Source organism: Siphonobacter aquaeclarae, from assembly GCF_900103285.1.
In the GTDB taxonomy this organism is placed as follows: domain Bacteria; phylum Bacteroidota; class Bacteroidia; order Cytophagales; family Spirosomataceae; genus Siphonobacter; species Siphonobacter aquaeclarae.
Genome location: NZ_FNGS01000008.1, coordinates 195664 through 211828, shown reverse-complemented (window position 1 = coordinate 211828; position 16165 = coordinate 195664). Strand labels below are relative to the sequence as shown.

At 56.4% G+C, this 16165-nt stretch carries 10 protein-coding genes; 7 read left to right on the top strand and 3 right to left on the bottom strand.

Annotated features, from left to right (window positions below):
* The first annotated feature begins 73 nt into the window (after positions 1-73).
* The 6 genes from BLR09_RS20330 to BLR09_RS20305 all read left to right on the top strand — a co-directional run bounded on the left by BLR09_RS20330 (position 74) and on the right by BLR09_RS20305 (position 10676).
* Positions 74-703, top strand: a complete 630-nt coding sequence (locus tag BLR09_RS20330) for an RNA polymerase sigma-70 factor (RefSeq protein ID WP_245689970.1) — start codon at positions 74-76, stop codon at positions 701-703.
* A gap of 55 nt (positions 704-758) precedes the next feature.
* On the top strand, positions 759-1742 hold the full coding sequence (locus tag BLR09_RS20325) for a FecR family protein (RefSeq protein ID WP_176785626.1): 984 nt from the start codon (positions 759-761) through the stop codon (positions 1740-1742).
* Between the two features lie 53 nt (positions 1743-1795).
* Positions 1796-5191 (top strand): SusC/RagA family TonB-linked outer membrane protein, encoded by a 3396-nt coding sequence (locus BLR09_RS20320; protein ID WP_093207330.1) that lies wholly within the window; start codon positions 1796-1798, stop codon positions 5189-5191.
* Positions 5192-5215: 24 nt separating this feature from the next.
* Complete coding sequence (locus tag BLR09_RS20315; RefSeq protein ID WP_093207328.1) at positions 5216-6877, top strand: RagB/SusD family nutrient uptake outer membrane protein; 1662 nt, start codon at positions 5216-5218, stop codon at positions 6875-6877.
* A gap of 73 nt (positions 6878-6950) precedes the next feature.
* Positions 6951-8687 (top strand): FAD-dependent oxidoreductase, encoded by a 1737-nt coding sequence (locus tag BLR09_RS20310; protein WP_093207324.1) that lies wholly within the window; start codon positions 6951-6953, stop codon positions 8685-8687.
* An 18-nt stretch (positions 8688-8705) separates the two neighbouring features.
* On the top strand, positions 8706-10676 hold the full coding sequence (locus BLR09_RS20305; protein WP_093207322.1) for an FAD-dependent oxidoreductase: 1971 nt from the start codon (positions 8706-8708) through the stop codon (positions 10674-10676).
* 2 nt (positions 10677-10678) lie between these two features.
* Here BLR09_RS20305 and BLR09_RS20300 read toward each other — a convergent pair whose 3' ends face one another.
* The 3 genes from BLR09_RS20300 to BLR09_RS20290 all read right to left on the bottom strand — a co-directional run bounded on the left by BLR09_RS20300 (position 10679) and on the right by BLR09_RS20290 (position 13702).
* Positions 10679-11512, bottom strand: coding sequence for a phytoene/squalene synthase family protein (locus BLR09_RS20300; protein ID WP_093207319.1), 834 nt, complete (start codon positions 11510-11512; stop codon positions 10679-10681).
* Between the two features lie 7 nt (positions 11513-11519).
* Positions 11520-12995 carry a phytoene desaturase family protein gene (locus BLR09_RS20295; protein WP_245689969.1) on the bottom strand — a complete coding sequence of 492 codons (1476 nt, stop codon included), beginning with the start codon at positions 12993-12995 and terminating at the stop codon, positions 11520-11522.
* 194 nt (positions 12996-13189) lie between these two features.
* Positions 13190-13702 (bottom strand): RNA polymerase sigma factor, encoded by a 513-nt coding sequence (locus BLR09_RS20290; RefSeq protein WP_093207314.1) that lies wholly within the window; start codon positions 13700-13702, stop codon positions 13190-13192.
* 148 nt (positions 13703-13850) lie between these two features.
* Between BLR09_RS20290 and BLR09_RS20285 the strand changes: the two genes are divergently transcribed.
* Complete coding sequence (locus tag BLR09_RS20285; RefSeq protein ID WP_245689968.1) at positions 13851-16157, top strand: TonB-dependent receptor; 2307 nt, start codon at positions 13851-13853, stop codon at positions 16155-16157.
* Positions 16158-16165: the final 8 nt, after the last annotated feature.

The window sequence follows — 16165 nt, the reverse complement described above, 5'->3', positions numbered from 1 at the left end:
CCGGAAACCCTGACTTACTCATTGAAGACCGGTATCTGGCCGGTCTGACCGGAAACAGAACGTCACTCACGGTATGGAGATTCAGGCCGACCAACGCGGAGATCACGGAGCCTTTCCCCCGGAAAGGAAGCCCGTGATGGCCGACAGCGAGGTATTCATCCGACAAGCCTTTGCGAAAGATCCCCGCAAAGGGTATGAGTTGCTGTACCGCCGGTACCACAAGGTATTGTGCAGCCATGCCGTGCGCTATGTGTACTCGCGGGAGGTGGCGGAAGACCTCGTCGCCGATGTGTTTCTGAGTCTGTGGAGAAGCCAGTCGTTTGAAACAGTGCTCGGCAGCTACCGGGCGTACCTGTTTTCCGCGGTCCGCAAGCGGGCGTATACCCATTTGCAGGATGAGTTCAGGCGATCAGGCCTGACGTCGGATCTGGATGAGGAAGTATCCCTGACCGACGATGATCCTCAGCGTATTCTCCAGTTTACGGAACTGGCGGTACAGTTGGAAAACGGCATCCGGTCGCTCCCTCCGCAATGCCAGCGGGTGTTTCTGATGAGCCGCTTTGAAGGACGGAAACACCGGGAGATTGCCGAGGAGTTACAACTCAGTATCAAAACAGTAGAAGCGCACCTGCAAAAAGCCCTCGTACACCTGCGCAAGATTGTCCAGAATGGTCTCGTCGTCATGTTATTCTGGCTTTTGTAAACAGGAAGTAAGGGGAAAACGGTCCGATCCGGACTACGTCAGTAAACAGGAAACCATGGAACAGCCCGTCAGCAAACAAACGGTTTTTGAGCACTTCGAAGGGAGGACGTCGCCGCTGCAGCGCCACCTCCTCGAAGAATGGCTCAGAACGCCCGTGAACCGGGAGACCTACTATGAATGGCTGGAAGAATGGGAAACGCGTCATTTACAGTACATCGCTGATACCGACGGGGCGATGCAGCAGTCCCTCACGCAATTGGCTATCCAACCCACGACAGAACCTGCTCCGGCCATCCGGAAACCCTGGATGTCGCTCCGCCGCGCCGCCGCCGCCGCGCTGGTGCTGCTGACTCTCTCAGCCGGTCTGTACCTGATCAAAGATTACGTGCTCTACAAAACCTTTGAAACTGCCTATGGACAGGTCAAGAAGATTACGCTCACAGACGGTACAATAGTCACCCTCAATGCCCATTCCACCCTGCGGCTGAGCCGCTTTGGTTTCGGGAAGGAAGGAAGGCATGTGTACCTGACAGGCGAGGCCGATTTCGACGTGACGCACACGCCTGATCATCAGCCTTTTCAGGTACACATCGACAAGGGATTTGACGTGACGGTATTGGGTACGCAGTTTACCGTGTATGCCCGTACCCGGAAAACGCAGCTGCTGCTCAAGACGGGCAAGGTCCGGATCGACTATACCGAAGGCGCCCGCCAGCGCAAGGTATTCGTCAAGCCGGGAGAGCTCGTCAGCCTGGACCCGCAGGGCCGGTTCAACCACAAGACGGTGCGGAGCCCCCGCCCGTATGACGCCTGGAAAGAATACCGGTACGAATTTCACCACACACCGCTTCAGGAGATTGCTTACATGCTTCAGGAGAATTACGGCTTGCAGGTGGAAATCACTGGTACGCGCCTCGCCGGCGAAACCGTAAACGGTACGTTCCCCGCCAGAACCGCCGAAGAATTGCTGCAGGCCATTGCCCTTGCTTATGACATCAACGTCAACCGGCAAGACAGCAAGGTCGTGTTTTTTGAATAGCCTTCTCCACGAAAAAACGAACTCACCACTTACCCTCTAAATCTTCATTTAGAATGGACAAACCGTTTATCTGCTTTATCAGACGGTATACTCTGCTGGGCGGCGCGTTGCTGTTGCTGCTGCCTCCGCCGCTGTCAAGCCAGACCGTCGCCCGGATCGCGTTCGCCTCTCAGGTCAGCCATTCCCAGACCCTCCAGCCGCTGGGAGAAGCCCTGGACGAGCTCAAGGCTCACTACCGGATCGACCTGATTTATACTGACCGCCTCGTCGCCGGGCACAAAGTAGCCTCAATCAGCTATGGCCGGTTCCAGTCGGCCGAGATGGCGCTGCAGGAGCTTCTCAAAAACCTTGACCTCCGTTTTCAAAAGGTCAAAGACAAAACGTATATTATTAGACGTTCAAGACCGGTCAAGAAACAAAACCCCGCCGAGACGCCTGCACACGAAGAAAACGAACGCAGTCAGGCTGATTTTACGGCCGTTCCGCTGGCGGGGTTGACGCCGACTACTTCCGCTTTCGGGGAAGACCAACCCATTCGCGGGCAGGTCGTCGCCGCTGAAACGAACGACCCGCTCGTGGGCGTATCCGTACTCGTGAAAGGTACCACCCGCGGTGTCAATACCGATGCGGACGGCCGTTTTCAGCTGGCGCTGCCGGCGGTACCGGCTACGTTGATTTTTTCGTACGTCGGCTATGAGCGACAGGAAATCAACATCACCTCACAGACGAATATCGACGTCGTCCTGAAGCCGGATCAGCGGTCGCTCGAAGAAGTGGTGGTCGTAGGATACGGTACCCAGAAAAAAACCAACCTGACGGGCGCAGTAGCGACCGTTTCCAGCGAAGACCTGATCCGCCGGCCGGTGGGCCAGACCTCCACGGCCTTGCAGGGTATGATGCCCGGCGTCACGGTTACGCAGCGATCCGGACGCCCCGGCGGTGATGCCGGTACCATTCGGGTACGGGGTGTCGGAACCCTTGGCGGCGGGCAGGATCCGCTCGTCCTCATCGACGGGATCGAAGGATCGATGAACAACATCGACCCCAACCTGATCGAAACGGTGACGGTACTGAAAGACGCCGCATCGTCTTCCATCTACGGCTCCCGGGCGGCCAACGGCGTCGTCCTCATCACCACGAAACGGGCGAAAGGTGGCAAGCTGTCTGTCAATTACAACAACTACTTCGGGTGGCAGTCGCCCACCAACCTGCCCCACATGGTCAACGCCGTCGACCACATGCTGCTTACCAACGAAGCGTATGTGAACGTAGGCCGGGCGCCGCTGTACTCCGACGACCTCATCCAGAAATACCGCACGGAAGGGGCCTCCAACCGCGACCTCTACCCGGATACCGACTGGCAGAAGGCGGTATTGACCGGCTCCGGCTTTCAGCAAAGCCACTTCCTGACGGTCAAAGGCGGTACCGAGAAGTTCCGCTTCCTGACTTCACTCGGGTACCTCAATCAGAACGGTATCATCCAGAATTCCAGTTTTACGCGGTATACCCTGCGGAACAACATGGATATGCAGTTTTCGAAGAAGCTCAGCGCCCGGGCGGATATTCAGCTTGTTGCGCCGACGACCATCGAACCCGGTCGCAGTTCCGATGAAGTATTCCACTGGATGAACCGGATTCCGGCCAACCAGATCGGCATCAATTCAAACGGTACCTGGGGCGACGGCTGGAACGGAGACAACCCCATCGCCTTTTCACGGGCCGGCGGGCAGATGAAAAACAACTCTCCGTATGTCCTCATCAATGCCGCGCTGGTCTACAAGCCGGTTGACTGGATCACGGCAGAAGTAGCCTACGCTCCGAAGTATGCCCTGAGTATCGACAAAAACTTCAACAGAAATATCCAGACCTACAAACCGAACGGCGCGCTCAGTTTCCTGGCCCCGGCCAAAAGTACGTTGACGGAGGGAACGAGCCGGTCGTTTTACAATACCCTCCGGGGAACCGTCACCCTGGACCGGACCTTCGGCGATCACGGCGTGAAGGTGCTGGCCGGTTTCTCGCGGGAAGACTTCCGGAACGACTATGTTACGGCGTACCGTGAAGGATTCCTTCTCCCCGACTACAACGTACTGAACGCCGGTGCAGCTGATATTCAGCGCAATACCGGCGGCGCGTCGGAATGGGCGCTTCAATCGTTCTTCGGACGGATCAACTACGATTACAAGCAGAAATACCTCTTCGAAGCCAATGCCCGGTACGACGGCTCGTCGCGCTTCGTGAAAGGGCAGCGGTATGGCTTCTTCCCCTCGTTTTCAGCGGGATGGCGGGTATCGCAGGAAAACTTCATGCAGCCGCTTTCCGGCGTGGTCAACGAGCTGAAGCTGCGGGCATCCTGGGGTCAGTTGGGAAACCAGAACATCGGTACGTATCCGTTCATTTCGTCGCTGAACTTCGGGTCGTATGCGCTTGGCAAGCAGATCGTGAACGTCGTCGCGCTCAATACCCTCGCCAACACCAATATCACCTGGGAGCGGACGGAAATGAGCGACATCGGGCTTGATCTGACGCTGTTTTCACGCCTGTCGCTAACCGCTGATTACTACCTGAAACGCACGAAAGACATCCTCCTCACCCTTGATATCCCGGCGATTATCGGCCTGGGGGCGCCGAATCAAAATGCCGGTGTCGTTGACAACAAAGGCTGGGAGCTCGGCCTCACCTACCGGGGCAAGGCGCGCGATTTCCGGTATGACATCGGGTTTAATATCTCCGATGTCCGGAACAAGATCATTGACATGCGCGGCGTCAACCTCACGGGCGTGACCGTCAACCGGGAAGGGTATCCGATCTCCTCTATCTACGGGTTACAGGCAGAAGGGTATTTTCAGTCAGACGACGAAGTGGCCGCCCATGCCCAGCAGTTCGGTACCATCAAACCCGGCGATCTGAAATACAAGGATCAGAACGGAGACGGAATCATCAATGCCGACGATTACGTCGTGATCGGCAGCACGGTACCGCGGTTTACGTTCGGGTCGACGATCAACCTGGCTTACAAAGGTTTCGGCCTGAATGTGGTACTCCAGGGCGTAGGCAAAGCCGATGGTCTGCTGTACGAACAGGGCATCATGCCCTTCTTCCTGGGCGGCACGGTGCAGGAGCAGCATAAAAACCACTGGACTCCGGAAAACCGGAACGCGGCCTTTCCGCGCCTGGCATTCAGCGAATCCAACAATGAAAAGATTTCCAGCTTCTGGATGAAAAACGCCGCCTATTTACGGTTGAAGAATGTCCAGTTCAGCTATACCCTGCCGCAGGCGCTCACCCAGCGCGCGGGCATCAGCTCGCTCCGGCTCTTTGCCAACGGGCAGAATATCTGGACGCTGGACCGCTTCTGGAACGGCTACGATGTCGAGTCGCCCGTAGGTACCGGCCGTACCTACCCGCAGGTGAAAATGTTCAGTTTCGGAGTGGACGCCAGCTTCTGAGCCGGCACAAAACCTACCAACGTCATGCGTACTTATTTTACCCTGGCCTTTTTACTGGTTTGCCTGACGCTCACCAGCTGTGAAAAATACCTTGAGCGGTACCCGCTGGAAGGGCCGTCTGATCAATCCTATTTTTCAAATGCTGCCGAACTGGAGCTGGCCGTCAACGGCTGCTACAAAGGCATGAATTTTAACCCGACGGACGGGATGCCGTTTCCACTCCTGCTCGACTGTGCCACGGATCTTTCCTGGGACCGGAACAACAGTACCCTCCAGCAAATCGGAAAGGGCGCTCACGACAGCAACAACGGCTGGGTGCGGTCGGTCTGGAACGAGTCCTACAAGATCATTGGCCGCTGTAACTTCATTCTGACCAATATCCAGAAGATGGACGGAAAGATGGACGCGGCGCTCTTTGCCCGTTATCAGGCGGAAACCCGCTTCATCCGCGCCTATACCTACTATTATCTCATCGAACTTTTCGGAGGGGTGCCACTGGTCAAAGGGGTACTTGCCCTGGAGGACGCACAGGTACCGAAGAGTACCAAAGAAGAATGCGCGGCCTTCGTGCAGACGGAGCTGGAAGAGGCTGTCAAGGTACTTCCGGTCAGCTACGATGCGAAGAACAACGGCCGGGCTACCAAAGGCGCCGCCCTGGCGACCCTGGCGCGCACCGCGCTGTTTAACGGCAAATGGGACGTCGCCGCCAACGCCGCCAAACAACTGATCGACGCGAAGACCTATTCCCTTCATACCAATTTCGGGGAACTGTTTACGTACAAAGGTCAGTCGTCTCCCGAAATCATCTGGGCGCTCCAATACCTGAAAGGCACGCTCACCCATGCGACACCGCAGAACTACCTCTCACGCAATGCCCAGGGCGCTTCCAATAAAGTACCCGGGCAGACGCTCGTCGATTCCTACGAATGTACCGACGGACTATCGATCGATAAATCACCGCTTTACAACCCCAAACAGCCGTTCAAAAACCGCGATCCGCGGCTGGATATGTCGCTGGCGGTACCGGGCTCCGTCTATTTCAATTATCAGTTCGAAACGCACAAGGACAGCGTGAAGTGCTGGAATTACAATACTACTCCGGCAACCCGGATCGACAACCAGGACGCTATTCACGCCTTTGCGACCTATACCGGCTACTGCTGGCGGAAGTACACCGATATGACGGATAAAGACGACCGCAGCAACTCCGAAATCAACGTGATCCTGATCCGCTACGCCGAGGTACTGCTCATTTATGCAGAAGCGAAAATCGAAGCCAATCAGATCGACCAAAGCGTATACGATGCTATCAACGCCGTCCGGAAGCGGGTGAATATGCCGGCGCTGGCAACGGGCCTGACGCAGGCCCAACTCCGCTCCGCCGTCCGGAAAGAGCGCAAGTACGAACTGGCCAACGAAGGTTTCCGGCTCTTCGATATCCGCCGGTGGAAGATCGCAGAGAAGGTAATGAGTGGAAATTTCCTCGGCCGTGTTCCGAAAGGATACCCCGCTACGGCTCCGGTAATCGACGAAAACGGCACGCCTGACTACTCAGCCGTTCCGAACAAAGGCGACCTGCGGGTGGTAGAGCAACGGATCTTCAATCCCAAACGCGACTATCTGTGGCCCATTCCGTACATCGAAACCGTAACTAATAAGGCCCTCAAACAAAACGACGGCTATTGACGCGTAACTTTCAGGAGCGGAACGAGGGCTACACGCCATGCTCCGCTCCTGATTCACCTCTAACCTGTTTTCTATGCCATTACCCCGTCGTGACTTTCTGAAATTGTCCGGGATGGGCGCTCTGGCCGTCTCTCTTCCGGCATTTTCAGTCGCTGCTTCCTATGATCTCATTATTGTCGGCGGAACGCCCGCCGGCATCATGGCCGGTGTTGCGGCCGCCCGGCTTGGGAAGAAATCCCTTATTCTGGAACGGACAGCTTATATCGGCGGATTGCCGGCCAACGGACTGGGCGCTACCGACATCGCGACGCGGGGCGCTACGGGTGGGCTGTTTGCGGAGTTTGTTCAACGGATCAAGGCCCATTACGTCAAGCAATACGGCGAAAATTCCCAGCAGGTAAAAGACTGCTCGGACGGCTACCATTTCGAACCGCACGTCGCGACGGCCGTTTTCCAGGAGCTACTCAAGGAACATCCCGGCATCACGGTACTGACAATGAGGCAGTTTGATTTCGAACCTGAAAACCTCACGATCTCCGGCAAGCGCATCACCGGCATCCGGGTACTCAACCGTACGACCGGACAGACGGAAACCTACAGCGGAAATGTCTTTCTTGATGCTACCTACGAAGGCGACCTCATCGCGGCGGCAGGCGTACCCTTCTTCCTTGGGCGGGAAGGGAAAGACCGCTACAACGAGCCCGGCGCCGGCCGGGTGTACAAATACTGGGGTGGAAAGGAAGGCCCCGGCTCGACGTTCGCCGAAGACAACGCCGTTCAGTCTTACAACTACCGCCTTTGCCTCACCAGCGATCCGGGTATCCGGGTACCGATCCGCAAGCCGGCCAACTACAACCGCGAAGAGTTTATTTCCCTGATCGACGATGTAAAATCAGGCTGGCATACGGGTATCGAAGCCCTGAAGCTCACCGATACGCAGCGGGACGAAAACAAGAAACGGGTTGCCGCCGGCCAGCCGCCGGTAGTACCCGGTATGCCGGTGGGTATCGCACGGCTGACCAATATGGTCAAACTACCGAACGGCAAAACCGACGCGAATAACCAGCACCTGGCGTTTCTGTCGACCGACCTTCCGGAAGAAAACTGGCCCTACCCGACCTCGGGCTGGGATTGGCGTGACAAGTTTGCCAAACGCCTCCGGGAGTATACCGAAGGCCTCTTTTACTTCGCTCAGAACGATCCGGAGCTGCCCGAATGGTTTCGGAAGCAATGCCTGGAATGGGGCTGGGCGACAGACGAATATACCGACAACGGCCATTTCCCGCGCCAGCTCTACGTCCGGGAAGGCCGCCGCATGAAAGGCAAATACCTCTTCAAAGCCGAAGATGCACTGCCGGTGCAGGCGGGCGGGCGACCGCCGGTCCATGCCGACAGCATTACTGCCAGCCATTACGCCCTTGACTCGCACGCCGTGCGCAAGCGGGAGCCGGGCAAGATTCACCTCGACGGGTTCCTTTCCTATCCATCGAAAGTATATACCGTGCCGTTCCGCGTGATACTTCCGGATTCGCCGATTGAGAACCTGCTCGCTCCGGTTCCGGCATCCGCTACCCATATCGGCTTTTCGACGCTCCGCATGGAACCCTGCTGGATGGCGCTTGGCCAGGCAGCCGGCGTAGCCGCCGCTCTTGCCGGCGCCAGATCGGTTCATGACCTCTCCGTACCGGCTCTGCAACAGGAGCTGCTGAAACAAAAAGCCATTCTTATTTATTCTCCGGGACTGGATGTTCAGGCCGCTGATTTTGCGGCCCGGCAGCTGGCAACCCTGAAAAACGAAGCCTCCCGCTAAACACCAACCGCTTTACCAATGAAAAAAACACTCGCTTTTCTGCTCCTGCTTTCGTCGGCAGCCTATGCGCAGAAACAGGTCGATATCTGCGTCTACGGAGGTACTTCCGGAGGCGTTATAGCAGCTGTCGCCGCCAAACGGATGGGTAAGTCTGTCGTTCTGGTCGAACCCGGCAAGCACGTCGGAGGGATGACCACCGGGGGCCTCGGCCTGACCGATATCGGAAACAAGTATGCGATTTCGGGCCTTTCTCTGGATTTCTATCGACGGCTGGGCCTGCACTACGGTCATTTTGAGCAATGGATTTTTGAACCGCATGTCGCAGAAAACCTATACCAGTCGTATCTGAAAGAAGCCAACGTACCTGTTCTCTACGAGCAACGTATCCGTTCCGCCAAAAAAGATAAAACGACGCTGAAGGAAATCACGCTGGAAACCGCCGGCGGTAAAACGCAGACGATCCGTGCGGCGATGTTTATCGATTGTTCGTACGAAGGAGATCTGATGGCGAAAGCGGGTGTTTCTTATACCGTTGGACGGGAAGCCAACAGCCAGTACAACGAAACCTACAACGGCGTTCAGCTCATGCACGGGCACCAGCTTCCGGACGGCATCGATCCGTACCGCACGCCGGGCAAGCCCGAAAGCGGCCTGGTGTGGGGCATCGGCACGGATAACCTGGCGCCAACCGGCGCGGGCGACAAAAAGGTACAGGCCTACAACTACCGCATCTGTCTCTCGAAAAACCCCACCAACCAGATCCCTATCACCAAACCCGCCGACTATGACCCGGCCCGGTATGAGCTCGTCCTCCGTATCATGGAAAAGAAGCCCTGGAAGACCCTCCAGGACGGATTTATCTGGAGCCTCATGCCGAACGATAAAACGGATATCAACAACCGCAACGGGTTTTCGACTGACATGATCGGCGCCAACTACGACTATCCTGAAGCGTCGTACGAAAAACGTGCGGAAATCATCCGCCAGCACGAAAGCTATACGAAGGGGCTGCTGTACTTCGTCGGTCACGACCCGCGCGTACCGGAAGAAATCCGCAACCAGATGCTGCAATGGGGGTATCCGAAGGACGAGTATACGGATAACGGCGGCTGGTCGCCCCAGCTGTATGTCCGGGAAGCCCGGCGGCTGGTCGGCGACTACGTCATGACCCAGGCCAACTGCCAGGGCAAGGAAGTGGTGGAAGACGGCGTCGGACTGGCAGCCTATACCATGGACTCCCACAACTGCCAGCGCCTGGTGATTGAAAAAGACGGGGTTAAAATGGTGAAAAACGAAGGCAACGTCGAAGTAGGCGGTTTCCCGCCGTACCCGATCAGCTACCGTTCCCTGATTCCGAAAGCAACCGAATGCGGTAACCTGCTGGTGCCGGTATGTATGTCGGCCAGCCACATTGCCTATGGTTCGATCCGGATGGAGCCGGTGTTTATGGTACTCGCCCAATCGGCGTCGGTCGCCGCAAGCCTCGCGATCGACAAAAAGCAGACCGTGCAGCAAATCCGCGGGCAGGAAGTCAAGGCCCTGCTCGACAAAAATCCCCTGCTAAACGGCTCCGCTCCGGACCTGGTGGTCGACGACGCGCAGGAAGGTCAGGTAACCGTCACCGGAAACTGGAAAAAAGAAGGCAAAGGCTCCGGCGCATATGGCCATTCGCTGCTGAGCGGTAATGATCCGCAGGGCGCGGTCCGCTTCACACCGGCCGTCAAAGCAACCAAACCCTATACGGTGTATGCCTATTTTCCCCGCCGGACAGACGCCAGTTCCCGCACCGAAATGACCATTTTTGATGGCAAAAAAGCACATCCGGTGGTTCTGAATAAGGAAAGCCTGATCGTTGAAGGGCAGACCTCCGGCGCCTGGGTAAAAATCGGTGACTACACGTTTTCACCGGGAGGATATGTGGAGATTTCGGGAAAAAATGCAGACGGTACGGTCGTCGCCGACGCCGTGCAACTGACTGTCCGCAAATAGCGTCAGATCGGTCGCAGCCAGGTTCTGGCGAGCAGAAAGAGCTTCTGAATATCCGGCACCCGGACCCGTTCTTCGCGGATACGGCTGACCGGCAGCGACCGGATCCGGGCAAACAGCCGTAGGTAGTAACAATACGCCAGGTATACTCCTGCCCGCGCGCCGCGGGGGAGCTGGCGAATACCGGCAAGCGCCGCGTCGAAATCCGACTGAATGTCGGCTTCGATGCGGCGCTTGTCTTCTCCCGAAAACTGGTTGAAATCGACGCCGGGGAAGTAGGTCCGTCCGCGATCGAGAAAATCCGACCGGACGTCCCGCAGGAAATTGACTTTCTGAAAGGCAGCGCCCAGCCGGCGCGCCGGCGCGCTCAGGCGATCGTACATCGCCCGGTCTCCTTCGCAAAAGACACACAGGCACATCAGCCCGACTACTTCCGCAGAGCCGTAGATATAGGTTTCGTAGCCTTCTTCGGAGTAGTGGGTCTGGTCGAGGTCCATTTCCATCGACCGGAAAAAGGCTTCCGTCAGCTCATCGCTGATCCCATAGGTATGAACCGTTTTCTGATAAGCATGTAACACAGGATTGAGGCTGATTCCTTCTCTCAGCGCCTGATACGTATCAGCCCGGAATCGGGTGAAGAGCGTTTTTTTATCGTACCCGTGAAAGGTATCCACAATCTCATCGGCATAGCGGACAAACCCGTAGATCGCATAAATCGCCCAGTGAAACCGGCGGTCGAGCGTCCGGATACCCAGGGTAAACGACGTGCTGTACCGGCGGGTAATCAGCCGGCTGCATTCCAGGGTAGTCTGCTCGTATAACTCCAGATCGGTTTTCATGCGGCGTTCAGGGGGCAAATTCTTTCCTGACTTCGTCGGCCACGACCAGGCCGGAAATCAGGGAGGGCGGCACTCCGGGACCGGGAACCGTCAGCTGCCCGGTGTAAAACAGGTTGCGGACGTGCCGGTTTTTCAGGGAAGGCTTCAGCAGGGCGGTTTGCCGGAGCGTATTGGCCAGGCCATAGGCATTGCCTTTGTAGGCATGGTAATCGTAAATGAAATCCGAATGGGCATAGGTCCGTTTGTACACGATATGTGGACGAATCGGATGACCTACATACTTTTCGAGCCGGTCCATTACCAGCTGGAAATAATGCTCCCGCCGTTCTGCCGTATCATCGGCAAGACCCGGCGCGACCGGAATCAATATAAACAGGTTTTCGCAACCTTCCGGCGCTACCGACGGATCTGTTTTAGACGGCGCCGAGACATAAAACAAGGGCTTTTCCGGCCACCGGGGATCGGTATAAATTTCGTGGGAATGCTTCCCGAAATCTTCGTCAAAAAACAGGTTGTGGTGGAGAAGACGATCCACCCGCCGGTTGACCCCGATGTAATACAACAGGGACGACGGCGCCAGGGTACGCGTTTCCCAATACGATTCCGGGTAATTGCGGTGGTCGGGGTGCAGCAGCCGGTCTTCCACGTGGTGGTAATCCGCTCCCGCCACGACCACATCTACCTCATACAGAGCTGTTTTGGTCGAAACCCGCCGGATCAGGCGGCGTTCGTCCGTTTCCACTCCCAGAACCTCTTCTCCCAACCGGATACGGACGCCTTTTTCTTCCGCAAGCGCGACCATACCCCGGACAATTTCATGCATTCCACCCATCGGGTACCAGGTCCCGAGGGCGATTTCGGCATAGTTCATCAAGCTGTACATGGCCGGTGTATTTTTCGGAATAGCCCCCAGAAACAGCACCGGAAACTCCATCAGCTGGAGAATACGCTCGTTGCGGAAATACTTGCGAATATGAGAGTGGAACGACTGAACGACATCCAGGCGCGCGGCATCGGCGAGGAGTTTCACGTCCAGAAACTCCGACAGGCTGCGGCTCGGTTTCCAGACAAACCGGTTCATCCCGACATCGTACTTATAGGCTGCCTGCTTCAGAAAGGCATCGAAGCGCGGACCGGATCCGGGCTCAACGGCCTCGAACAGTTGGCGGACGGCATCTGTCCCCGCCGGCAACGCCAGTGACTCATCCGGCCCGAAAATGACCTGATACGAAGGATCGAGCCGTACCAGTTCGTAATAATCCGAAGGCTTTTTCCCAAAGCGGGCGAAGTACTGTTCGAACACATCCGGCATCCAGTACCAGCTTGGCCCCATATCAAAACGGAAACCATCGGCATCGAACACCCGTGCGCGACCGCCCGGCGTGTCGTTTTTTTCGAGGATCGTAACCCGGTAGCCGGCATCGGCAAGCGCCGTGGCGGCGGCCAGCCCGGCAAAACCGGCGCCGATTACGATTACTTCCATGCGATTAGTAGTCATCTATCCCCTAAACTTACGACACCTGTTATTGTTTTCCCGTATACCAATAAATAGCGATCAGATCAGGAAGCTACCTAGCTACCAATAATCATTTGATTATCAGTAACATAAATCACTATCTGACACGCAAAAATCCCGCCCGGACGTACCGGAGCGGGATATATTCAGGCTTTTACGGTTCAGGCTGCGTACTCGTACACGTGAAGGCGGCTCTTCAGCTCCTTCCGGGCAAGGTGGATGCGGTTTTTGACGGTTCCGATGGGTATTTGCAGGACGTCGGCAATTTCATGGTATTTGAATCCTTCGAAATACATCAGAAAAGGTACTTTGAATGACTCATCCAGTACGACGAGCGCCTTCCGGATATCCTCGTTTACGAAGCCGGATAAGGCCAGGTTATCGGTCGAAGAATCCGTCGAATTGATATAATAAAGATCGTCTGAGGTATCGATAAATGTGTTTTTCCGCACCAGCCGCTGGTAGTTGGTGATGAAGGTATTCTTCATGATTGTATACATCCAGGCTTTGATATTCGTGCCTTCTGCGTACTTGTCCCGGTTGGTAAACGCCTTCAGCAAGGTATCCTGCAGAAGATCGTTGGCATCTTCAGCGTCCTTCGTCAGACGAAGAGCATAAGGTCTCAGTGATTTGGACAAGTGGCTTACCTGATGTGAAAATTCGATCGCGGTCATAAGTGGGGACGTTAGGCAAATTCCTGTTTACAACACCCAGCCGTGTCAAAAAAGCGGGCCAGAGTTTTTGTAGAAAATAATCCACATATTCTCAGAAGAAAAGTTCTTTTGCAACGTCATTGCAAAAACACCGTATCTTTGCCGCCACATGAATGGCAAGAGGATGCGCTGGTTTTTCAGCATGATCGCAGGGAGTCTGCTGGCGCTGTCGGCCAACGGGCAATCGTGTACCTGCACGCTGCGGGGGCAGGTCAACGACCGGCAAACGGGGAAACCGGTAGCCGGCGCGGAAATTGTTTTGAAGGAAGCCGGCCGGCACGCTGTCACCGGCGCCAACGGGCGTTACGAGATCCGGAATCTCTGCCAGGGAAACCATACCCTGACGTGCCGTCTGGTTGGTTATCAGGCTGATACGCTGTCTGTTAACCTGGCGCACGCCGAGCTGGAGCAGGATTTACATCTGTCGGAAGAAGATATTCACTTACAGGACGTCGTGGTTACGGCCAAAAAGGAGGAAGCCTCCACGCTGCCCCGCACTACGCTGACCGGCGAAGACCTCGATCAGACCCGCTCGCTCGCTGACGCGCTGAAAGCTGTCACCGGCGTCACAACACTCCAGACCGGCAGCAGCATCGGTAAACCGGTTATTCACGGCATGCACTCCAACCGCGTGCTGATTCTCAACAACGGTATCCGGCAGGAAGGACAGCAATGGGGCAGCGAGCACGCGCCTGAAATCGATCCGTTTGTGGCAACCCGGCTCACAGTCGTGAAAGGCGCCGCCGGCGTGCGGTATGGCCCGGACGCGATTGCGGGCGTTGTGCTGGTCGAACCGGAAGCCCTTCCCAATCAACCCGACCTGCATGGAGAGCTCAACCTCGCCGGTTTTTCCAACGGCCGCCAGGGTATTTCTTCGTTGCAGCTACAGGGTGGCCTGCGCCCCCTGCCCGGCTTCAGCTGGCGGGTACAGGGTACCCTCAAGCGGGGTGGAAACATCCGGACGCCGGGGTACTTTCTGGATAATACCGGCATATCCGAGCGGAATTTCTCTCTGGCCGCCGGGTACCGGCGCGGAGCATGGGCGGCAGAACTCTTTGCCAGTCAGTTTAATACCGAAATCGGCATCTTTTCCGGCTCGCATATCGGCAGTCTGACCGACCTCGAAGCCATTCTCAAAAACGGAGAGCCTTTTGTAAAAAGCGGATTCAGCTATGCCATCGGGCGACCCTACCAGGACGTTTCGCACGGTTTGCAAAAAGTCAAAATCAGCTACCGCCGCAAGGGGCTCTGGACCCTCACCCTTGCCCGGCAGCAGAATAACCGCGCGGAATACGACCTTCACCGGCCCCGGAACGACAGTCTCGCCTCCCTCAACCGGCCCGAGCTCAATTTTGAACTGAGTACCTACTCCGGCGATCTGGTCTGGGAACATACCGGTCGTATTTCCGGATCTGCCGGAATATCAGGGCAGTACCAGCGCAATCTGGTATATGGCCGGCCGCTCATCCCGAATTTCCGGCAGGCTTCGGCAGGGTTTTTCTGGATTGAAAAATATACATCCAGAGACTGGGATGTCGAAGCGGGAATCCGGTACGACTACCGGTACCAGCGCATTACCCTGTTTCCGTCCCGCGGGGTGCGGACCTATCAGTACCTTCGTTTCGGAAATGTATCCGGAACGCTGGGCGTAGTGCGCCGCATCGGCGAAAACTGGACGATCCGCCTGAACCCGGGTATGGCCTGGCGACCGCCCAATGTCAACGAATTATATAGCGAAGGTGTACACCACGGCGCAGCCGCCTATGAAGAAGGCGACGCTTCCCTCCGTCCCGAAACGGCCTATAACCTGGATCTGACGACACAATACACGGCGAAGCGCTTCTCAGCAGAGCTATCTCTGTACCGGAACTATATTCAGAACTTCATCTATCTCAAACCGCAGGCGGAGCCGATTCTGACGGTACGCGGGGCCTTCCCCTACTTCAAATACACCCAGGTAGATGCTGTGTTTCAGGGAATTGATTTCTCTGCGGGGTGGGTTATCACGCCGCAACTGAGCTGGAGAGGTACGTATGCCATCGTCCGTGCAAAGGATGTCCGGAACGACGCCCGGCTCGTCCAGATACCACCGGACCGGTTCAGCAACTCACTCCGCTGGGAAAAGCAGCAGCGCATGGGCTGGTTTGACAAGGTATTTCTACAAGCAGGTCATCAGTACGTCGCCCGGCAAACCCGTGCGCCGGAAGGCGGCGACTTTGCCCCGCCGCCCGCTGCCTACTGGCTCTGGAATGTATCTGCCGGTGGACGTATCCCCGGAAAAAAACAAAACCTGGACGTCAGCGTCCAGGTTTCGAATCTCTTTGATACCGTTTACCGCGATTACCTCAATCGTTTCCGGTACTATGCCGACGACCAGGGAAGGAACATCGGAGGGAGAGTGAGGTATTCTTTTTAGAAAATCGT